An 18,795-nucleotide genomic window follows, 5' to 3' on the forward strand; every position below is an offset into this window, starting at 1 on the left:
GGTGATCGTAGGCCAGGAGACGCTCATATGTGTCAGATCTTGGTAAAGACGTAATCACGCGACTGCATGCTGTGTTCGGCAACATTAGCCTTCCGAACACAGGAGGGAACCGGTAGATGACTGTCGGTATCGGTACGGGTGCCGGCTTGACCGCGCCCTCCGAGGAAGAACTCGCCGAGTACGAGCAGGAACGCCCGGCTCGGCGGCTCAGACCTGCCCTCGACCTGGTGATTTCGGTCTGGTGCGCGATCGTCAGCGTCGGCGTGCTCTGGCAGGTGTTCTTCCCCTTACCACAGGGGACGCAGTTTTACCTGGTGATCTTTCTCGCAGCCGTTCTGCCGATCACGCTGCTCTGCTACCGGGGCTGGAAGGTCCCGGCGTTCCTCAACCCGTTCAAGAACCGGGCCACCGACGACCCCGGGATCACCGACTGGATCCTGGCCGTGGTCGCGCTGGTGGTCTGCGTCTACCCGCTCATCGACTTCGACGGTTATCTGGAACGGCGTCAGGCTCCGACGACTCTAGACATCCTGGCCGGCACCGTACTGCTCATCTTGTTGCTCGAGGCCTGCCGTCGTACCACCGGCTGGGTGCTGCCGGTGTTCAGCCTGGTCTTCATCGCCTATGCGTACTACGGCGGCTACCTGCCGTACACGTGGTCGCTGGCGCACCAGGGCTTCAACTTCGACGCGATCATCGCGCAGTTCACGATGGGCACGGCCGGGTTCTACGGCACACCGTTGGGCGTCGCGGCCAGCTACATCGTGCTGTTCACCATCTACGGCGCGGTGCTCGACTACTCCGGAGCCGGCAAGTTCTTCATCGACTTGTCCTTCGCCGCCTTCAAGCGGAGCCGGACCGCGCCTGGCCGCACGGTCACCTTGGCCGGCTTCCTGCTGGGCAGCGTGTCCGGCTCCGGTACCGCGACCGCGGTGTCGCTCGGCACGGTGTCCTGGCCGATCCTGCGCCGGGCCGGCTACCCGCCCGAACCGGCAGGTGGAATGCTCGCCGCCGCCGGCATCGGCGCGATCCTGTCGCCGCCGACCCTGGGCGCGGCCGCGTTCATCATCGCCGAGTTCCTGCGGGTCTCCTACCTGACCGTGCTCGGGTACGCCGTCATCCCCACGATCCTGTACTACCTGGGCATCCTGCTCGCGATCGAGATCGACGCCCGCCGGCACGGCACCACGTCGGCCGAGATCTCGCAGCAGTCGGCGCTGCGGCTGCTGCTGCGGTTCGGGTACCACTTCCTCTCGCTGTTCGTGATCATCGGCTTCATGGCGGTCGACGTACCGCCGTTCAAGGCCGTGGTCTACGCCGTGATCATCCAGTTCGGGTTGTCGTTCCTGGACCGCGAGCACCGGCTGACGGCCGGGCGGCTGTTCAAAGCGCTTGCCCAGGGCACCCGTTCGGTACTGCCGGTGGCGGCGACCTGTGCGACCGCCGGCATCATCGTCGCGGTCACCACGCAGACCGGACTCGGGCTGAACCTGGCCGAGATCATCGTCAGCGCGGCGCACGGCCTCACGGAGAACCACACCGTCGTACTGTCCCTCACCGTGCTGCTGTCGGCGATCGCTGTGCTCATCCTCGGCCTGGCGGTGCCGGTGACGGCGTCGTTCATCATCGCCGCGGTGATCATCGCGCCGGCGTTGACGCAGCTCGGGGTGACGCAGCCCGAGGCGTACATGTTCATCTTCTACTACGCCGTACTGTCCGAGGTGTCGCCGCCGACCGCGCTGGCCGCGGTCGCGACGTCCGCCATCACCGGCGGCAAGGTGATCCCGACGATGTGGCAGGCGTGGAAGTACACGCTGCCGGCCTTCCTGGTGCCGTTCGCGTTCGTGCTGACCGACAACGGCGCACACCTGCTCGGTCAGGGATCGTTCGTCGGCATGCTGTGGACGCTGGCCGTGTCGATGCTCGCCGTCGCCGCGCTCGCGGTGGTGACCGGTGGCTGGATCGTGGTGGCCACGAGTTGGGCGGAGCGGTTGCTGTGCGTTCCGGCGGCCGTGCTCCTGCTGTACCTCGCGCCCGTAACCATCACGGCCGGAATCGGTTTGCTACTTGTTGCCGTCGTCATCAATCTGGTCCGGCGGCAACGCCAGGCCGCCGCCCCGAAGGAAGGACCCGTCCCCTCATGAGACTCCGTCGACTGCCCACCGCCGCGGTGGCGTTCGCTGCTGTCTTCTCGCTGGTTGCCTGTGGCGGGCAGCGTGAACCGACCGGCTCCGGTACGGCGGCCGGAGGCCGGCTGACGATCGCCACCGGCAACACGACCGGCGTGTACTACCAGTTGGGTGGCGCGCTGGCCTCGGTGATCTCGCAGAAGATGTCCGGGTACCGGGCGACCGCCAGTGAGACCGGCGCTTCGGTGCAGAACGTGCAGGGCCTGGCGGCCGGCAACTACGACGTCGCGTTCTCGCTCGGCGACACCGCGGCCGACGCGGTGAAGGGCGAGAACAGCTTCAAGTCCAAGCAGGACGTGGTCGCCCTGACCCGGCTCTACAACAACTACACGCAGGTCGCGGTCCGTACGTCGGCCGGGATCAACTCGATCGCGGACCTGAAGGGCAAGCGGGTCTCCACCGGTTCGCCGAACTCCGGCACCGAGGTGATCGCCCGCCGGCTGCTCGAGGCCGCCGGCCTGGACCCGGCCAAGGACGTCACCGCGCAGCGGCTCGGCCTGCCGGAGTCGGTGGACGCGATGAAGTCCGGCACGATCGACGCACTGGTCTGGTCCGGTGGCCTGCCGACCGGCGGTATCACCGACCTGACCACGAGCATGGGCAAGGGCGTGAAGCTGATCCCGATCGTCGACCTGCTGCCGAAGATGCAGGACAAGTACGGTCCGGTCTACAGTCAGGCGCCGATCCCGGCGGCGACGTACAAGCAGCCGGCCGACGTGGCGACGATCATCGTGCCGAACGTGCTGCTGGTCCGCACAGACATGAAGGACGAGCTGGCCGAGCAGTTGACCAAGGTGCTGTACGACAACAAGGACGCCCTGGTCGCGGTGAACGCGGCGGCCAAGGACATCACGCTCGACAACGCCGAGAAGACCGACCCGGTGCCGCTGCACCCCGGCGCGAAGAAGGCGATCGACGGACTGAAGTAATCCCCCTGACCGCCCTTCCCCGCACACCAGGCGCAGCGGGGGAGGGCGTTGGGACCCATCTCCACACACCAGGCGCAGTGGAGGCGGGACCCGCCGGCTCCCACAACCAGGCGCAGTGAGAGCAGGCAGACCGGGCCCGGCCCTCGGAGGCATCCGAGGACCCGGGCCCGGTCACTGGCTTCTAGTGCTGCTCTTCCCGGTCGTCCGGCATCGCGGTGCCGTAGAGGTAGTGGGACAGGGCGGAATCGCGTTTCGGATGCACGTGGTACTTGGTCGGGACGACGCGTCCTTCGGCGCTGTCCCAGGCGTTGTCGGCCAATCGCCACATGCGGTGCACCACCCGGCCCGCCATGCCGGTGTGCGGCGAGTACGGATGCGCCCGCGTCGGCGCGACCTCCTCGGCTTCCAGGAGCTCCTCGGTCAGCGTGTTCACGTGCGAGGCGTCCAGCTGCTCACTGATCTGCTGGGTGTACGACGTCTCCAGCCGCTCGTGCTCGGCGAGCAGCCGGTCGACGGCCGTCCACACCTCCAGGTCGGTCAGGTTCTGCACCCGGCTGTCGCCGTACTGGCGTCCTTTCAGGAAGCGCAGTGACCGCTCCAGCTCCTTCGCGTTGCCGACGTACCTGGTGACCAGGCTGCTGCCGTCAGGGAGTCGGCGTACGTGCGGGAGGAGGACGTCTTCGGCGGCGGCCAGGTGCTGCGCGGCAATGGCGTAGAACCAGTCGGTCTGATGTCTGCGCTCGGGGTGCGCGGCGGCCGGGTGGTGAGCCTGCTCAGCCAGCTCACGGATCCGGGCATGTTCGTAGGTCAGGGCCAGTTCGAGCGTCGAAGCGGTCATGACAACCACCTCCAGGAGGGTTCTCCTCCAGCCTGTGCCCAACCACGGGCCGCCGCAACCACCCGACCCCGTTCCGTAACCTGCCTGCGGGTCCTAGCTGTCCGAGCTCTTCTTCCACAGGTTGATGCCGGCCTCGACGGCGTCGGCGTCGATGGCCTCGAGCTCCTCCGGGCTGAACTTCATATTCCGGACGGTCGCCAGGTTGTCCTCGAGCTGGGCGACGCTGGAGGCGCCGATCAGCGCGCTGGTGACGCGGTCGTCGCGCAGCGTCCAGGCAAGCGCCAGCTGGGCGACGGACTGGCCGCGCTCCTTGGCGATCTCGTTCAGCGCGCGGACGTGCTTCAGGGTGTCCTCGGTGAGCGAGTCCGGGTTCAGCGACTTGCCCTGCGCGGCGCGGGAGTCGGCCGGGACGCCGTCCAGGTAGCGGTCGGTGAGCACGCCCTGCGCCAGCGGCGAGAACGCGATCACGCCGACGCCCAGCTCACCGACGGCGTCGAGCAGGTCCTCCTCGATCCAGCGGTTCAGCATCGAGTACGACGGCTGGTGGATCAGCAGCGGCGTGCCCAGCTCCTGCAGGATCCGCGCCGCCTCCCGGGTCCGGTCCGCCGAGTACGACGAAATGCCGGCGTACAGCGCCTTGCCCGAACGCACCGCGGCGTCCAGCGCACCCATCGTCTCCTCGAGCGGAGTGTCCGGGTCGAACCGGTGCGAGTAGAAGATGTCGACGTAGTCCACGCCCATCCGGGCCAGCGACTGGTCCAGCGAGGCGAGCAGGTACTTCCGCGAGCCGCCACCCTGACCGTAAGGGCCCGGCCACATGTCGTAACCGGCCTTGGTCGACAGGATCAGCTCGTCGCGGTACGTGGCGAAGTCCCGGGCGAAGTGCGTACCGAAGTTCGTCTCGGCCGAGCCGTACGGCGGGCCGTAGTTGTTCGCCAGGTCGAAGTGCGTCACGCCGAGGTCGAACGCCCGGCGCAGGATGTCGCGCTGGGTGGTGAACGGCTTGTCGTCGCCGAAGTTGTGCCACAGCCCCAGCGAGATCGCGGGCAGCTGTAAGCCGCTGCGTCCCGTCCGGCGGTAGGCCATCTGGTCGTCGTACCGGTCCTGGGCGGCTACGTAGTCAGTCACGAGAACCCAGTCTGCCGCATGTCGTGACAAGTGCAAACCCCTTGTTTTACAGCAGAAACCCCAGCACTGAGAGCCAGAACCCCGCCTTCTTGATCAGGTCAGGTCACGCCACGGCCCGGGCGGTCCGGCGGCGAAGAACCTCAGCAGTCCGAGCACCCGGCTGCCGGGCGGCGCGGTCCAGTGCCGCTGCCCGGGCCACGGGTCGGCGGTCAGCTTCCCCAGCCCCCAGTCGAGGTGAAACCACAGCGCGGCCGCAGCCACCTCCTCCTCCCGGGCAGACCGCGTGTGGCGGACGTACCCCGGCAGGATCGCGGCGACCTGCTCGAGCGGCAGCTTGGCGAAGTCCATGCCACGCGGGGCCCGGGCGGCATCACCCCAGTCGATCAGCGCCCGCAGCTCACCGTCCGGACCGGCCAGAAGGTTGTGTGAGGCAACATCTCCGTGGATCAGCACCTTGGTCTCGTTCCGGTCGAACCGGCCGGACAACCGGGTGAACCAGTCGCTCAGCCACTGCGCCGTCCCGAGGTCGATGGTCCCGCGCTCCGCCAGCCGGTCGACCGTCTGCCACGGATCGTCCCGGTCGTCCTGCGGCAGCCCGGGGATCTCGGTCTGCTCGTGCTCGTGCAGCCGGGCCAACTGCTCCGCCAATCCCGTCGGCGGTCCATCGGTCGGCTCGACTCCGTGCACCCGCTGCATCACGACGTACGGCGCATCGACGACCGACCGGCTCTCGTCGTACTCGACGATCGCCGGCGTCAACACGCCCGCTGCCCGGGCGATCGGCACGACCGCGGCCTCCTTGCGCAGATCGCCCTCGAACCCCGGCCGCGACACCCGCAGGAACAACTCCTCGCCGAGCACGAACCCGCGATTGGCCACTCCGCCCGCGACCTCGACGATCTGCCCCGGGGCAATCCCGTGCCGTCGCCCGACCTCGGCGATCTCCGGCTCATCGTGGTGATCTCCCACACACACCTCCGTCGTGGTCTGACGTCCGTCGTCTCGATCCTTCAGCCGGTGCGCCACGGCGTCCACCGGATTTGATGTACTGCGAGCGTGCGAGTCGACCTGGATCCGGAAACCGTCGGACGGCGTGAGTTCTACGCGATGCTGAACTCGATCGTCGTACCGCGCCCGATCGCCTGGGTCTCGACCAGGTCCGCCGACGGTGTCCTCAACCTGGCGCCGCACTCGTTCTTCACCGTGGCGTGTGTGCAGCCGCCGATGGTCCAGTTCACCTCGGTCGGCCGCAAGGACAGCCTGAACAACGTCGAGGCGACCCGCGAGTTCGTGGTCAACTTCGCCGCCGAACCCCTGTTCGAGCAGGTCAACGCCACCGGCACCAACTTCCCGCCGGAGATCAACGAATTCGAAGCCGTCGGCTTGACCACCGAGCCCGCCCGCACAGTCGCTGTCCCCCGCGTCGCGGAGTCACCGGTCGCCATCGAGTGCACGCTGCATACCACCCTCGAACTGGGTGACTCCACCGTGGTGATCGGTCAGGTCCGCCACCTCGCCATCGACGAGGCCGTGATGGTCGACGACCGCCCCGACATCCACCTCCTTCGTCCGTTGGCCCGCCTCGGCAAGGACGAGTGGTCCACCCTCGGCGAGGTCCGCTCCATCACCCGCATCCGCCACTCCGACTGGCCCGGCCACTTCAAGCCCCCCACTGCCTGACAACGGTGGAGGCGCTATCGGGGTGGCGGTGTGATCGGGGTGATGGGGCGCTTGAGCGGCGTGGCCGGGACGGTCATCGGGGCCGCGATGACCGGTTGGCCCTGCGTCACGAGGATGGCATCGGTTCGGTAGTGGGCTCTCAGCTTCTTCTGGTCCGATGAGTTGCCCGACGTCGTCATCACCTCGACGCCGGAGCCATCCGGTTTCGGCCCCGCACCGTTGACCGACACGCCACGCTCGCCCCAGTAGCCGATGTCACCGATCACCCGATCCCTCAGGTCCGCCATCTCGCGCTGGCTCATCCGCGCATCGCGCAGTTCCACCGTGACGCCCTTCACCTTCTCGCGCACCCGGGCGTCGAGAGCGGGATCAGGCTTCCGGTACACGATCACGACGCGCTTGTCGTGATCGAGCACCAGGCCGGCGAACGAGGCGGCGAAGTCCTGGAGCAGCAAAGGATTCAGGACATCCGCGGCAGCCGTCACGGCAGCATCGTTGCCGTCCGGCACCGGCGACCCATACGGAATCGGCGGCGAGCCACCTGCAGCCTCATCACCGCAGCCGGCCACGACGCCGGCGCCAACGACAGCCGCAACGATCACGGCGACCGATCCCAGCCGAACTCTGCGCATCCACCTCACCTCACCCTGAGGACGCCCGGACCAGCCCCGGCGTGGCACTTAGGGCGGAGGTTCTCGAGTCGCCAGCAGCTGCGTCAGCGACTGGAGCTGCGAGGAGAGCCGGAGAGGGGTGTGGTCGGGGGAGGGAGCGGTGGCGGGATGCCAGGTCCACGGGGTGCCGGTGGTCCGGGTGACGAGGTGGACGTCGGGTGACAGCGGGCCCGGGTCGTGGCTGTGGGAGCGGGCAGTCAGGTTCAGCATCAGGCCCAGGGCGGGGATGACCGAGAGGTCATCGATGACATGGATCAGCAGGAGGTCCCGAGAGGGGAGCGCGGCCAGTACGCCGTAGGAAGGGGTCTCGGCGTGGAGGGATTCTCGGAGCACCGTGTCGAGGACCAGGGCCCGGGAGGCGGCGTACGGGGAACCGGTGACGGCAGCGATCCGCAGGTCGTCCTGGGTCAGGTACTCGACGTGGTCGGTGATGCGACGCAGGTTGGTCAGGCCGTGTCGTTCGGCTTCGGACCAGGTGAGACCGAAGTCGGTGGGGTCCAGGTACATGGTGACCACGCCGTCCTCCGTGGTCGACGGAACGGACAGCACTCCGGGCAGGAAGTCGGGGCGTCCGGAGGTCCATTCGGTGGGCAGTGCGTCGCGGGGGACGAGACGCTGGATCAGATCCCGCTGGGGATCGGTCGGTGGAAGCGGCGGGCCTTCGCGGAGCCGTTCCTGCAGTTGGACGAAGTGTTCCTCGACCAGGGCCGGCCAGCGGTCCTCGTCGTACCGGGCGATGATGCGGGCCAGGTTGCTCAGGCCGAGAACCGGGCTGGATGCGGACGGCTCGACCGGTACGAGGGCGGCGCCGCCCTCGTACGCGACGTCGAGACCGAGTCGGGCCGCGGTGGACAAGCCGAGGCTGATCAGCCGCGCGGCCTGGCCGCGGGTCAGGGGAGTCAGGACCGGATCCGGCCGGTCGGAGTGGTTGCCTTGGGCATGGTCGGTGCACGTGTCGATGGTCATCGGGACCACCTCCTCGCCCAGAGAAAGTACGAGGATCGGCACCCGTCGCAGCCGGTGATTTCGAACCTGTGGACAACCCGCCCGGGATAGTCTGCGCAGACCCGCCAGAAGGACCCACCCAGAAGGAGTCGGCATGTCCAGCACCCCGTCGTCCCGGCCGACGTCGGTGACGCGGTTGTCGTTGTCGCACATCACGGCGCAGAACGAGACCAACCTGCTGGGGACAGTGCACGGTGGCGTGATCATGACCCTGGTCGACTCGGTCGCCGGCGTGGTCGCGGCCCGGCACTCCGGCGGCGCCGCGGTCACCGCGTCGATGGACGAGATGGTGTTCCTGGTGCCGGTCCGGGTCGGTGACGTCATCCACCTGAGCGGCCAGGTGAACTGGACCGGCCGGAGCTCGATGGAGGTCGGCGTCCGGATCACCGCGGACCGGTGGGACGCCGTCGGACCGGAGGTGCACGTCGCCTCGGCGTACCTGGTGTTCGTCGGGGTCGACGAGCACGGGAAGCCTCGCGAGGTCCCGCAGGTGATTGCCGAGACCGACGAGGAGCGGCGGCGGCTCCGGGAGGCGGAGATCCGGCGGCACCACCGGCTGGCGCGCCGCGCGGCGATCATCGAGTCCCGCAAGGTGGGGGAGGCCGGGACATGACCGTGGTCGGGAGTGCGCGGCGGCACCCGTCCGCCGTTCTGCTCGTGGTGCAGTTGCTCGGCGTGCTGGTCTACCCGGCGATGGAGGGATCCCGGGGCGGACGGGTCGCGTTCGAGATCCTCGGGATCGTCGTACTGGCACTCGCGGTGTTCTCGGTGCGGGCCACGCCGGGGCTGACCTGGGTCAGCATCTGTCTGGGCATCCCAGCCGTCGCCCTGTCACTGGTCGACGCAGCCAACCCGACCGAGCCGGTGATCGCGATCTCCGGCGTACTGCACGCTGCCTTCTACTTCTACGCGGCGTACAGCCTGCTCCGCTACATGCTGTCCGACCATGACGTGAGCGCCGACGAGCTGTACGCCACCGGTGCCACGTTCACCTTGGTGGCTTGGGGTTTCGCCTACCTGTACGTGGTCGTGCAGGCTCTCGTGCCCGGTAGCTTCACCGCAGCCGTTGACCCGGCCAGCGATCGCACCTGGATGGAGCTGCTGTTCCTCAGCTTCACCACCCTCTCCAGCACCGGGCTGAGCGACATCCTCCCGATCACGTCCTGGGGCAGGTCGGTGGTGATGCTCGAGCAGCTCGCCGGGCTCGGGTACGTCGCCATGGTGGTGTCCCGCCTGGTCGGTCTGACCATCATGAGACGCACCAACAGCTAGATCCGCGGCCAACTGGCCAGCATGTCGGCGGCCGCGCGGCTGGCCACCTCGGTCGCGTTGTCCATCGCCGCCACCCGATAGCTCACCAGCGCGCCCTCGTGCAGCAGGAGCAGACGATCCGCGAGCTCACCCGCGTCCGCAAGCCCTGCCAGCTCCGCCTGTGCCTTGAACTCGGACCGCATCCACTGCTTCTGCCCGACGATCACCGGCATCGCGGGATGGTCCGGCGCGGCCAGCTCGACGCTCGCGTTGATGAACCCGCACCCGTTCCGCGACCCCGCCACCCAGTCGGTCAGAGCCCCGAACAACGCCAGGATGACCTCCTCCGGCGTACCTGGCTTGCGCGCTTCCAGCTGCTCGTCGAGGAACGCGTGCCAGACCCGGTTCCGCCGGTCCAGGTACGCCGCGATCAGCCGATCCTTCGACCCGAACCGGTCGTACAACGTCTTCTTGGTCACGTCGGCGGCCGCGGCGATCGTGTCCACGCCGACCGTCCGGATCCCCTGCTCGTAGAACAGCGTCGACGCCGCGGCCAGGATCCGCTCCCCGGCCGGCGTCAGCCGGGCCTCCTCGGACACCCCGCGATCCACCCGCAGTCTCATCTGCTGAGCTAGCACACTGACAGTATACCGACCTGTATGTTTACCGTGTCCTCATGACCACACAGGCCCTTCCGGTACGGCGTCTGCCCGCGGTGACTGTGAGCGCGGGTGCCGGGTTCGTCGTGTTCTGGAGTTCGGGGTTCATCGGCGCCCGGTGGGGGACGCAGTACACGACCGCCTTCGACCTGCTTGCCTGGCGCTACGTGGTCGCGGGCGCGTTGGCTGTGGTGATCCTCGCCGTCCGCCGCCCGCGAGTGACCAAGCGGGACCTGGTGACCCAGGTGTGGATGGCTGTACTCACCCAGTTCGTCTATCTGGGCCTCATCTTCACCGGGATCGACCATGGCCTCAGTGCGGGCGTCACTGCCCTCATCGGGTCGCTGCAACCGATCCTGATCGCCACAGTCGCCGGACCGTTGCTGAGCGAACCCGTCAATCGACGTCAGTGGATCGGTCTGGCCCTGGGCCTCGCCGGAGTGGCTCTCGTCGTCGGGGATGACCTCCACGCCGGCCATCTCTCACCGCTGCTCTTCCTGGTGCCACTCGGGGGTGTGTTCGGCATGGTCGTCGGCACGTGTCTGGAACGCCGCCGCAAGCCCAGCACCAGTTCGCTCGACGCACTCTGCATCCAGAGCCTCGTTTCCACCGTGCTGTTCGTCGCGCTGGCCGCGACCACCGACCAGCTGACGGTGCCGAACGAGCCGGGCTTCTACGGTGCCGTCTTCTGGTTGGTGCTGCTGGCAACGGGTGGTGGCTGGGGTCTGTACCTGGTCAACCTGAAGCTGTCCGGTGCCACTCGTATCAGCAGTCTGCTGTACCTCGTGCCGCCGACCACGATGGTGATCGCCTACCTGATGTTCGACGAGACGATCGGTGCGCTGGCGGTGATCGGCATGCTGGTCTGTGCGGCCGCCGTACTGCTGATCAGGCTGAACGAGCGTGAGGGAGCCGTACTGGCTACGCTGCGGGGATGGCGGAACCCCGGTGGCTGAACCAGACAGAGCAGCAGGCATGGCGAGCGTTCATCGCGGCCCAGCGCGTGGTGAACACCCGGATCGAGCAGCAGCTGCAACGCGATGCCGGAATCCCGCACACCTACTACGAGATCCTGGTCCGGTTGTCCGACGCACCTGACGGCCGGTTGCGGATGAGTGAGCTCGCGGTCGCCACCCTCGGTTCACGCAGCCGCCTGTCGCATGCGGTGAACCGGCTGGAGCAGACCGGATGGGTACGGCGGGAGGCGATCGAGTCCGATCGTCGCGGTCAGGTGGCGATCATCACCGACCTCGGCCGGCAGAAACTGGTCGAGACGGCACCCGGTCATGTGGAGGAAGTCCGCAAGTCGCTCTTCGACGCGCTCAGCGAGGAGCAGGTCGAGCACCTCTACGACCTCTGCGCGACGCTCGCCCGGCACTCCGGCGACACGGTCGACCGCGCCGCCTGGGAGCGACGCTGACAATGAGGCATCCAGCCGCTCTGGTCCTGCTGACGGCTCTCCTGCTCGCAGGCTGCGGCGACACGGACTCTCCACCCACGGCGGGTCCGAGTACGGCGCCCTCGTCCTCGGTGCCGCTGCCGACAACGCAGCCGCCGACCACCGAGGCACCCACGACGCCGACGCCGTCAGCAACCCCGATCCCCACGCCGACCGCAACACCGACAAGTTGCGTCGACCAGAAGCTCAAAGCCCTCACGCTCACCGAGAAGGCGGCCCAGCTGATCCTCACCGGCATCAGCGCCAACGGCATGACCTCGAGCCAGCGCTCCATCGTCCAGCAGGAGAAGCCCGGCGGCGTGCTCCTGCTCGGCACCGGTGGCAGCCTCTCCCACACCCGTACGGCGATGGCTGCCGTCAGGACAGCCGCCACGGTCAAGGGCGTCCGGCCGCTGACCGCCGCGGACCAGGAGGGTGGACAGATCCAGCGCCTCAAGGGCCCCGGCTTCGACCGCATCCCTTCGGCAACCGTGCAGGGCACCTGGTCCAGCTCCAGGCTCACCAGCAACGCGGACAACTGGGGCGACCAGCTCAAGCAGGCCGGTGTGAACCTCAACCTCGCGCCGGTGGCGGACGTCGTACCGAGCTCTCTCAAGAGTCAGAACGCGCCGATCGGCAGTCTGGACCGTGAGTACGGCAACACCCCGGCCGAGGTCGGGCCGCCGGTCCAGGCGTTCGTACGCGGCATGGGGTCGGCCGGAGTGATGACCTCGGTCAAGCATTTCCCGGGACTCGGCCGGGTGCGCGGCAACACGGACTTCTCCTCCGGAGTGGTCGACAACGTCACCGTCCGCGGGGACGCCTACCTCAAGCCGTTCGCGGACGGTGTCCGGGCGGGGAGCGACATGGTGATGATCGCCACCGTCACCTACGCCAAGATCGATCCGAACAACCGTGCCGTGTTCTCGCGGACCGTGATCCAGGGGATGGTGCGCGGGGACCTCGGGTTCGGCGGAGTGGTGATCACCGACGACGTCGGAGCGGCCGCGGAGGTCAAGTCGGTGCCGGTGGGGCAGCGGGCCACGCGGTTCGTGGCGGCCGGCGGGGACATCGTGATCAACGCCACGGCCTCGCAGACCGCCACCATGGTGAACGCGCTGGTCACCAAGGCCGAGCAGGACAAGGCGTTCGCGGCGCAGCTGAGCAGTAGCGTGAGGCGTGTGCTGACACTGAAGCAGAAGTACGGCCTGGTGAGCTGCGGATGACGGAGGAGTACGAAGACCGCGAACCCGACTACCGCTTCACCCTGGCGAACGAACGCACCTATCTGGCCTACCTGCGGACGTCGCTGGCCTGCTACGCCGGCGGTCTGTCCGCGGTGCAGTTCCTCGACCTCGGTCCGGATCGCTGGCCCGCCCGCATCATCGGTGTCGTTCTGGTCACTGTCGGTATCATCACCACGGCCGGCGCCTTCCGCCGCTGGCAGCAGAACCTGGCCGCGATCCGCCGCGGTGGGCCGCTCCCGTTGACCCGCCTGCCGCTGATGCTGGGGGCAACGATCGCCGTGGTCGGCCTGATCGGCCTGATCTTCTCACTGTGGCGATGAGCACACCCGATCCCGGGCTGCAGCCCGAGCGCACCCTGCTCGCCTGGCGCCGGACCGCCCTCGGACTGATCGCGAACGGCGTCCTCTTGCTTGCCTCCGGCCACGGTACGTCGGACGTCCGCACCGGCCTCGGCATCGTCGTACTGGTGCTGTCCCTGTCCTGCTGGGCAGCGGTGAGCGCTGTCTACCGGCGGACCGGAGGTGCCGCGATCCATGCCCTCGGCCACGATCGGGTGGTCTGGATCGCGGCCGGACTGGTGCTCGTGGTGGGGCTCTTCGACCTGTACGCCGTGATCACTCGTTGAAACGGTTTGATTACTCTCCGGTCGCATGATCTGGAGGCAGTTCATCCCGACGCGCTACCTTGGCCGGGCGGATGCCGCGTCAACCGCAGGTTCCCCCTAGCATGTTCACGGTTTGTCCCTCGTTCATCCGGAGCTTGAAGTGCCGTTACGTCTGCGTCCGAACGACCCGACGTTCTACGACCTTTTCACCGAATCCGCCAACCACCTCGTGGACGGATCCCGGATCCTGGCCGAATTGCTCGGCAGCACCGCCGGAACCGGGCTGTCGTCGAGCCACCAGATCGCCGCCCAGATGAAGGACGCCGAGCACGCGGCCGACGAGACCACGCACTCGATCATCCGCCGGGTGAACTCGACCTTCGTCACCCCGTTCGACCGCGAGGACATCTACCGGCTGGCCTCCGATCTCGACGACGTGATGGATTTCATGGAGGAGGCCGTCGACTCGGTCCACCTGTTCAACCTGGACAAGTTGCCGGAGGAGATCGCCGAGCAGATCGAGGTACTCCAGCGGATGGCGCAGCTGACCGCCGAGACGATGCCCCGGCTGCGGACGATGAAGGACCTGGCCGAGTACTGGATCGAGATCAACCGGCTGGAGAACACCGGTGACGCGGTGCACCGCCGGATCATCGCCAAACTGTTCAGCGGCGAGTACGACGCGCTGACCGTGATGAAGTTCAAGACCGTGGTGGACCTGCTGGAGGCCGGGATCGACGCCTTCGAACACGTCGCCAACACCGTCGAGCAGATCGCCGTCAAGGAGAGCTGAGCGTGGAGCTCACGCTCGTCATCATCCTCGTCGTCATCGCGTTGGCCTTCGACTACACCAACGGCTTCCACGACGCGTCCAACGCGATCGCGACCTCGGTCTCCACCCGCGCGCTCACCCCACGCGTGGCGCTGGCGATGGCCGCGGCGTGCAACTTCCTCGGCGCGCTGGCCGGCACCGAGGTGGCCGAGACGATCGGCAAGGGCATCATCAGCACGCCGAGCGGCACACACGGCCTGGTGGTCGTCATCGCCGCGCTCATCGGCGCCATCATCTGGAACCTGATCACCTGGTACTTCGGCCTGCCGAGTTCCTCGTCGCACGCGCTGATCGGCGGACTGATCGGCGCCGGGGTCGCCTCGTCGAGCATCGTGCTGTGGACGGGCATCCTCGACAAGGTCGTCATCCCGATGGTGCTGTCGCCCGGGATCGGCTTCTTCGGCGCGTTCGCGGTGATGACGGCGATCCTCTGGATATTCCGGCACAGCAATCCCGGCAAGGTCACCCGGGGCTTCCGGATGTCGCAGTCGCTGTCGGCGGCGGCGGTGGCGCTCGGACACGGCCTGCAGGACGCGCAGAAGACGATGGGCGTCATCTTCCTGGCCCTGCTCACCACCGGTCACGTCAACGAGAACGACGGCATCCCGTTGTGGGTCAAGATCTCCGCCGCGACGGCGATCTCGCTCGGTACCTACTCCGGTGGCTGGCGGATCATGCGCACTCTGGGCCGCCGGATCATCCACCTGGATCCGGCCCGCGGCTTCGCCGCCGAGTCGGTCGCCGCGACCGTGCTGTACGTGATGGCGATCGGACTGCACGCGCCGGTCTCCACCACGCACACGATCACGTCGGCGGTGATCGGCGCCGGTGCGACCAAGCGGCTGTCAGCGGTCCGCTGGGGAGTCGCGCAGAACATCGTCACGGCGTGGGTGCTGACCATTCCCGCGGCCGGCATCATCGCGGCGCTCTGTTACGGGTTGGCCCATCTGATCTTGGAGTAGGTTCTCCGGCTGTCCGGCCGGGTGGGCCTGATCATCCCGCGGTTCCACTGACGTCAGCGGTTCCAGCGTCGTACCGACTTCGCCACGTCCTTCGAGCGGATCGAGCCGAGGTTGTACTCCCACGCGGCGGCCAGCCGGTCGCCGAGCAGCGCTGCGTCCAGGTAGGTCTGCGGGCGGACCGCGACGGCCCAGGTCGCCGCGGCCGCGTGACCCTGCTGGTAGAGCAGGTGGTTGACGGTCGCCTCGATCCGGCTCTGGTCGTCGCCGGTGAGCCCGTTGGTCGACCACTCCTGCAGGATCGTCGTGTCGTCGGCCGTCATCCGGGCCAGGTAGGTGAGCGGACCACGCCAGTACCCGCGGCTGCCGATGCTGTCCAGGCTCTCCAGCGGGAACCAGCCGTTCTGGCAGCGCCTGCCGTTCACCGCGGACTCGACCTCGCGGGCGCGGTCGGCGGGCAGGTCCTGGATGGCCCAGTCGACGAAGTAGACGCCGGCGTCCGGGATGTGCTCTGCGACATGCGGCGCCACCGCCAGCATCCCCGGTTCGAAGAGATGCAGCTCTTCCGGTGAATCGACCACAACCATCCCCGCCTACCCGAGTACCGCCGCCGACCGGCCGGCGTCACAGGGACCCCCCAGGTTTCCTGCACTGTCAACAAGAGCCTTTCGTACCCTCGGGGTCACCCGGGGGTCAAGGTCTTGTCCGCGTTACTGACGGTGTACTTACTTGCGGCGGGTCGCTCGCCGGGCGAGCTCCTCCTGGTCCAGGCCTTCCGCTTCCGCGGGCGAGGGCGCACCACCGCCGTACGACGCGGGCAGCCACCAGGCGCCGGCCGGCTGCTCCGGGTAGTCGCGGATGGTCCGATCCAGCATCCCGGCCATCGTCATCCGCAGGTGAGCGGTCGTCTCGGCCGCGTCGTCGTCGGTGCCGACCGTGATCGGCTCGCCAACGGTGATCGCGATCGCGCGATGCCGGGAGAAGTCGCGCGGATGGTCCTTCGTCAGCATCCGCTGCGTCCCCCACAGGATCAGCGGGATGACCGGTACGCCGGCCTCCGCGGCCATCCGGACCGCGCCGGACTTGAACTCCTTCAGCTCGAAGGACCGGCTGATCGTTGCCTCGGGGAACACCCCGACGATCTCGCCGTCGTTCAGGTAGCGGATCGCCTCCCGGTACGACGCCGTGCCCGCCGACCGGTCCACCGGGATGTGGTGCATGCCGCGCATCAACGGACCGGAGTACCGGTTGCGGAACAGCACGTCCTTGGCCATGAAGCGGACCAGCCGTTTGCTCGGCACCGCGCCGAACCCGCCCAGGATGAAGTCGACATAGCTGATGTGATTCAGCGCGATCACCGCGCCACCGGTCCGCGGCACGTTCTCTGTCCCGGTCAGCCGGATCTTCAGGTCGAGCACCTTGAACGCGGTCTTCGCGAAGCCGATCACGGGCGGGTACACGAGGTCTCGCATCCCCCGACGCTACCGGCCCGGTCAAGACGGCGGGTTAGAGTAACCGTGACAATTGGAGATCGCGGGAGCTCGCACCGTAGCGGGCTGAGAGGGCGGCTGGCCAGGAAACCTGTCCGGCGCCGCCGACCGCCGAACCTGTCCGGGTAATTCCGGCGTAGGGAGCAGCACAGTGACTGTCAGCACGATTCGGCCCACTGTCACCACCGGCCCGATCTCGGGCTCGGAGAAGATCTATCGCGGCGAGCTGGAGGTCCCGGCCCGTCGCGTCCACCTCACGAACGGCGAACACTTCGACCTGTACGACACGTCCGGTCCGTACACGGACGCGTCGGCGCGGATCGACGTACAAGCCGGTCTGCCCGCGCTGCGGCGGGACTGGATCGCCGGGCGCGCGCCACTGACCCAGTTGGCGCATGCGCGGGCCGGCACCGTCACCGAGGAGATGAGGTACGTCGCCCTGCGGGAGGGCATGGACCCGGAGTTCGTCCGGTCCGAGGTCGCGCGCGGCCGGGCCGTGATCCCGGCGAACCGGCGGCACCCGGAGAGCGAGCCGATGATCATCGGGAAGAAGTTCCTGGTGAAGGTGAACGCGAACATCGGCAACTCGGCGGTGACAAGCTCGCTCGAGGAGGAAGTGGAGAAGCTGGTCTGGGCCACCCGGTGGGGCGCGGACACGGTGATGGACCTGTCCACCGGCAAGAACATCCATGAGACGCGGGAGTGGATCCTGCGCAACTCGCCGGTGCCGATCGGGACCGTGCCGCTGTACCAGGCGCTGGAGAAGGTGAAGGGCGATCCGGCCGACCTGTCGTGGGAGGTGTACCGCGACACGGTGATCGAGCAGTGCGAGCAGGGCGTCGACTACATGACCGTGCACGCGGGCGTCCTGCTGCGGTACGTCCCGCTGACCGCGCGCCGGATCACCGGGATCGTGTCGCGAGGCGGGTCGATCATGGCGGCCTGGTGCCTCGCGCATCACCAGGAGTCCTTCCTGTACACGCATTTCGCCGAGCTGTGCGAGATCCTGCGCGAGTACGACGTGACATTCTCGCTCGGTGACGGCCTGCGACCGGGATGTATCGCGGATGCCAACGACGCGGCCCAGTTCGCCGAGCTGCGGACCCTGGGCGAGCTCACCAAGATCGCCTGGGAGCACGACGTCCAGGTGATGATCGAGGGACCGGGGCACGTGCCGATGGACAAGATCGCCGAGAACGTCCGGCTCGAGGAGGAGCTGTGCGGCGAGGCGCCGTTCTACACATTGGGGCCGTTGGCAACTGATGTCGCACCGGCGTACGACCACATCACCAGCGCGATCGGTGCGGCCCAGATCGGCTGGCTGGGTACGGCGATGCTCTGCTACGTCACGCCGAAGGAACACCTCGGCCTGCCGGATCGCGACGACGTGAAGACCGGTGTGATCACCTACAAGATCGCTGCCCACGCAGCGGATCTGGCCAAGGGGCATCCGGGTGCGCAGGCCTGGGACGACACGTTGTCGAAGGCAAGGTTCGAGTTCCGCTGGGAGGACCAGTTCAACCTCTCGCTGGATCCTGACACCGCGCGGTCCTTCCACGACGAGACCCTGCCGGCCGAGCCTGCCAAGACCGCGCACTTCTGCTCCATGTGCGGCCCGAAGTTCTGCTCGATGCGGATCACCGCCGACATCCGCGCGTACGCCGAGGAACACGGCCTCACCTCCACCGAGGCGATCGAGGCCGGCTTCGCCGAAATGTCGGAGACCTTCAAGGCCCACGACAAGAAGCTGTACCTGCCGCTGGCGGAGTGAGGGTCCTGGTTCCTGCTGACGCTCGGTGAGATCCGGGGGGCGAGTCGAGATGCCTCGCCCCCCGGATCCAGCGGAGAATGAGGGGATCGGCGGTTCCTCCGGGC

General features: G+C 67.9%; 21 protein-coding genes and 1 riboswitch. Of the genes, 13 read left to right on the forward strand and 8 right to left on the reverse strand.

Annotation, left to right across the window (positions count from 1 at the left end; genetic code table 11):
• Positions 1 to 116: 116 nt before the first annotated feature.
• The gene (locus AB0I34_RS11530; RefSeq protein ID WP_360443316.1) at positions 117 to 2,144 is read left to right on the forward strand and encodes a TRAP transporter fused permease subunit; all 2,028 of its coding nucleotides are present in this window, start codon (positions 117 to 119) and stop codon (positions 2,142 to 2,144) included.
• Complete coding sequence (locus AB0I34_RS11535; protein ID WP_360443319.1) at positions 2,141 to 3,118, forward strand: TAXI family TRAP transporter solute-binding subunit; 978 nt, start codon at positions 2,141 to 2,143, stop codon at positions 3,116 to 3,118. Before AB0I34_RS11530 ends, AB0I34_RS11535 begins: the two co-directional genes overlap by 4 nt.
• 181 nt (positions 3,119 to 3,299) lie before the next feature.
• On the opposite strand, the gene AB0I34_RS11540 is transcribed toward AB0I34_RS11535, so the two are convergent.
• From AB0I34_RS11540 to AB0I34_RS11550, 3 genes are all read right to left on the reverse strand, one after another.
• Positions 3,300 to 3,956: a hypothetical protein gene (locus tag AB0I34_RS11540; RefSeq protein ID WP_360443322.1), complete on the reverse strand. Its 657-nt coding sequence runs from the start codon at positions 3,954 to 3,956 to the stop codon at positions 3,300 to 3,302.
• Positions 3,957 to 4,049: 93 nt separating this feature from the next.
• Positions 4,050 to 5,084: an L-glyceraldehyde 3-phosphate reductase gene (gene mgrA, locus AB0I34_RS11545; RefSeq protein WP_360443325.1), complete on the reverse strand. Its 1,035-nt coding sequence runs from the start codon at positions 5,082 to 5,084 to the stop codon at positions 4,050 to 4,052.
• A 93-nt stretch (positions 5,085 to 5,177) separates the two neighbouring features.
• Positions 5,178 to 6,119 (reverse strand): aminoglycoside phosphotransferase family protein, encoded by a 942-nt coding sequence (locus tag AB0I34_RS11550; protein ID WP_360443328.1) that lies wholly within the window; start codon positions 6,117 to 6,119, stop codon positions 5,178 to 5,180.
• A 21-nt stretch (positions 6,120 to 6,140) separates the two neighbouring features.
• On the opposite strand from AB0I34_RS11550, the gene AB0I34_RS11555 reads away from it, so the two are divergent.
• Positions 6,141 to 6,764 carry a flavin reductase family protein gene (locus tag AB0I34_RS11555; protein WP_360443331.1) on the forward strand — a complete coding sequence of 208 codons (624 nt, stop codon included), beginning with the start codon at positions 6,141 to 6,143 and terminating at the stop codon, positions 6,762 to 6,764.
• Positions 6,765 to 6,778: 14 nt separating this feature from the next.
• On the opposite strand, the gene AB0I34_RS11560 is transcribed toward AB0I34_RS11555, so the two are convergent.
• The gene (locus AB0I34_RS11560; protein ID WP_360443334.1) at positions 6,779 to 7,396 is read right to left on the reverse strand and encodes a hypothetical protein; all 618 of its coding nucleotides are present in this window, start codon (positions 7,394 to 7,396) and stop codon (positions 6,779 to 6,781) included.
• 48 nt (positions 7,397 to 7,444) lie between these two features.
• Complete coding sequence (locus AB0I34_RS11565) at positions 7,445 to 8,401, reverse strand: hypothetical protein (protein ID WP_360443337.1); 957 nt, start codon at positions 8,399 to 8,401, stop codon at positions 7,445 to 7,447.
• Between the two features lie 133 nt (positions 8,402 to 8,534).
• Between AB0I34_RS11565 and AB0I34_RS11570 the strand changes: the two genes are divergently transcribed.
• Positions 8,535 to 9,053 (forward strand): acyl-CoA thioesterase, encoded by a 519-nt coding sequence (locus tag AB0I34_RS11570; RefSeq protein ID WP_360443340.1) that lies wholly within the window; start codon positions 8,535 to 8,537, stop codon positions 9,051 to 9,053.
• Positions 9,050 to 9,712: a potassium channel family protein gene (locus AB0I34_RS11575; RefSeq protein WP_360443343.1), complete on the forward strand. Its 663-nt coding sequence runs from the start codon at positions 9,050 to 9,052 to the stop codon at positions 9,710 to 9,712. The genes AB0I34_RS11570 and AB0I34_RS11575 overlap by 4 nt, the downstream gene beginning before the upstream one ends.
• Here AB0I34_RS11575 and AB0I34_RS11580 read toward each other — a convergent pair.
• Complete coding sequence (locus tag AB0I34_RS11580) at positions 9,709 to 10,329, reverse strand: helix-turn-helix domain-containing protein (RefSeq protein ID WP_360443346.1); 621 nt, start codon at positions 10,327 to 10,329, stop codon at positions 9,709 to 9,711. The genes AB0I34_RS11575 and AB0I34_RS11580 overlap by 4 nt on opposite strands.
• Before the next feature lie 38 nt (positions 10,330 to 10,367).
• On the opposite strand from AB0I34_RS11580, the gene AB0I34_RS11585 reads away from it, so the two are divergent.
• The 7 genes from AB0I34_RS11585 to AB0I34_RS11615 all read left to right on the forward strand — a co-directional run bounded on the left by AB0I34_RS11585 (position 10,368) and on the right by AB0I34_RS11615 (position 15,433).
• Positions 10,368 to 11,306, forward strand: coding sequence for a DMT family transporter (locus AB0I34_RS11585; protein WP_360443349.1), 939 nt, complete (start codon positions 10,368 to 10,370; stop codon positions 11,304 to 11,306).
• Positions 11,285 to 11,770, forward strand: a complete 486-nt coding sequence (locus AB0I34_RS11590) for a MarR family transcriptional regulator (protein ID WP_360443352.1) — start codon at positions 11,285 to 11,287, stop codon at positions 11,768 to 11,770. The genes AB0I34_RS11585 and AB0I34_RS11590 overlap by 22 nt, the downstream gene beginning before the upstream one ends.
• Positions 11,771 to 11,772: 2 nt before the next feature.
• On the forward strand, positions 11,773 to 13,014 hold the full coding sequence (locus AB0I34_RS11595; protein ID WP_360443355.1) for a glycoside hydrolase family 3 N-terminal domain-containing protein: 1,242 nt from the start codon (positions 11,773 to 11,775) through the stop codon (positions 13,012 to 13,014).
• A complete protein-coding gene (locus tag AB0I34_RS11600) occupies positions 13,011 to 13,355 on the forward strand; it encodes a DUF202 domain-containing protein (RefSeq protein ID WP_360443358.1) in 345 nt (114 codons plus the stop codon). Before AB0I34_RS11595 ends, AB0I34_RS11600 begins: the two co-directional genes overlap by 4 nt.
• On the forward strand, positions 13,352 to 13,660 hold the full coding sequence (locus tag AB0I34_RS11605) for a DUF202 domain-containing protein (RefSeq protein WP_360443360.1): 309 nt from the start codon (positions 13,352 to 13,354) through the stop codon (positions 13,658 to 13,660). The genes AB0I34_RS11600 and AB0I34_RS11605 overlap by 4 nt, the downstream gene beginning before the upstream one ends.
• 139 nt (positions 13,661 to 13,799) lie before the next feature.
• Positions 13,800 to 14,432 (forward strand): DUF47 family protein, encoded by a 633-nt coding sequence (locus AB0I34_RS11610; protein WP_360443364.1) that lies wholly within the window; start codon positions 13,800 to 13,802, stop codon positions 14,430 to 14,432.
• 2 nt (positions 14,433 to 14,434) lie between these two features.
• Complete coding sequence (locus AB0I34_RS11615; RefSeq protein WP_360443368.1) at positions 14,435 to 15,433, forward strand: inorganic phosphate transporter; 999 nt, start codon at positions 14,435 to 14,437, stop codon at positions 15,431 to 15,433.
• A gap of 53 nt (positions 15,434 to 15,486) precedes the next feature.
• Here the strand turns inward: AB0I34_RS11615 and AB0I34_RS11620 are convergent, their stop codons facing one another.
• Both AB0I34_RS11620 and AB0I34_RS11625 read right to left on the reverse strand, forming a co-directional pair.
• On the reverse strand, positions 15,487 to 16,017 hold the full coding sequence (locus AB0I34_RS11620; RefSeq protein WP_360443371.1) for a hypothetical protein: 531 nt from the start codon (positions 16,015 to 16,017) through the stop codon (positions 15,487 to 15,489).
• A 138-nt stretch (positions 16,018 to 16,155) separates the two neighbouring features.
• Positions 16,156 to 16,902, reverse strand: a complete 747-nt coding sequence (locus AB0I34_RS11625; protein ID WP_360443374.1) for a lysophospholipid acyltransferase family protein — start codon at positions 16,900 to 16,902, stop codon at positions 16,156 to 16,158.
• Between the two features lie 51 nt (positions 16,903 to 16,953).
• Positions 16,954 to 17,081: riboswitch (TPP riboswitch) on the forward strand.
• Here AB0I34_RS11625 and thiC point away from each other — a divergent pair.
• Positions 17,072 to 18,691, forward strand: a complete 1,620-nt coding sequence (gene thiC / locus AB0I34_RS11630) for a phosphomethylpyrimidine synthase ThiC (RefSeq protein ID WP_360443376.1) — start codon at positions 17,072 to 17,074, stop codon at positions 18,689 to 18,691. It overlaps the preceding riboswitch by 10 nt.
• Positions 18,692 to 18,795: the final 104 nt, after the last annotated feature.

Source organism: Kribbella sp. NPDC050281 (genome assembly GCF_040655855.1).
Taxonomy (GTDB): domain Bacteria; phylum Actinomycetota; class Actinomycetes; order Propionibacteriales; family Kribbellaceae; genus Kribbella.

Excerpts from the sequence above, each read along its gene's own strand:
- AB0I34_RS11530 (WP_360443316.1), top strand. The coding sequence starts at position 117 with ATGACTGTCGGTATCGGTACGGGTGCCGGCTTGACCGCGCCCTCCGAG.
- AB0I34_RS11570 (WP_360443340.1), top strand. The coding sequence starts at position 8,535 with ATGTCCAGCACCCCGTCGTCCCGGCCGACGTCGGTGACGCGGTTGTCG.
- AB0I34_RS11600 (WP_360443358.1), top strand. The coding sequence starts at position 13,011 with ATGACGGAGGAGTACGAAGACCGCGAACCCGACTACCGCTTCACCCTG.
- AB0I34_RS11565 (WP_360443337.1), bottom strand. The coding sequence starts at position 8,401 with ATGACCATCGACACGTGCACCGACCATGCCCAAGGCAACCACTCCGAC.
- AB0I34_RS11605 (WP_360443360.1), top strand. The coding sequence starts at position 13,352 with ATGAGCACACCCGATCCCGGGCTGCAGCCCGAGCGCACCCTGCTCGCC.
- AB0I34_RS11575 (WP_360443343.1), top strand. The coding sequence starts at position 9,050 with ATGACCGTGGTCGGGAGTGCGCGGCGGCACCCGTCCGCCGTTCTGCTC.
- AB0I34_RS11625 (WP_360443374.1), bottom strand. The coding sequence starts at position 16,902 with ATGCGAGACCTCGTGTACCCGCCCGTGATCGGCTTCGCGAAGACCGCG.
- AB0I34_RS11535 (WP_360443319.1), top strand. The coding sequence starts at position 2,141 with ATGAGACTCCGTCGACTGCCCACCGCCGCGGTGGCGTTCGCTGCTGTC.
- AB0I34_RS11585 (WP_360443349.1), top strand. The coding sequence starts at position 10,368 with ATGACCACACAGGCCCTTCCGGTACGGCGTCTGCCCGCGGTGACTGTG.
- AB0I34_RS11540 (WP_360443322.1), bottom strand. The coding sequence starts at position 3,956 with ATGACCGCTTCGACGCTCGAACTGGCCCTGACCTACGAACATGCCCGG.
- AB0I34_RS11590 (WP_360443352.1), top strand. The coding sequence starts at position 11,285 with ATGGCGGAACCCCGGTGGCTGAACCAGACAGAGCAGCAGGCATGGCGA.
- AB0I34_RS11595 (WP_360443355.1), top strand. The coding sequence starts at position 11,773 with ATGAGGCATCCAGCCGCTCTGGTCCTGCTGACGGCTCTCCTGCTCGCA.
- AB0I34_RS11620 (WP_360443371.1), bottom strand. The coding sequence starts at position 16,017 with ATGGTTGTGGTCGATTCACCGGAAGAGCTGCATCTCTTCGAACCGGGG.
- AB0I34_RS11560 (WP_360443334.1), bottom strand. The coding sequence starts at position 7,396 with ATGCGCAGAGTTCGGCTGGGATCGGTCGCCGTGATCGTTGCGGCTGTC.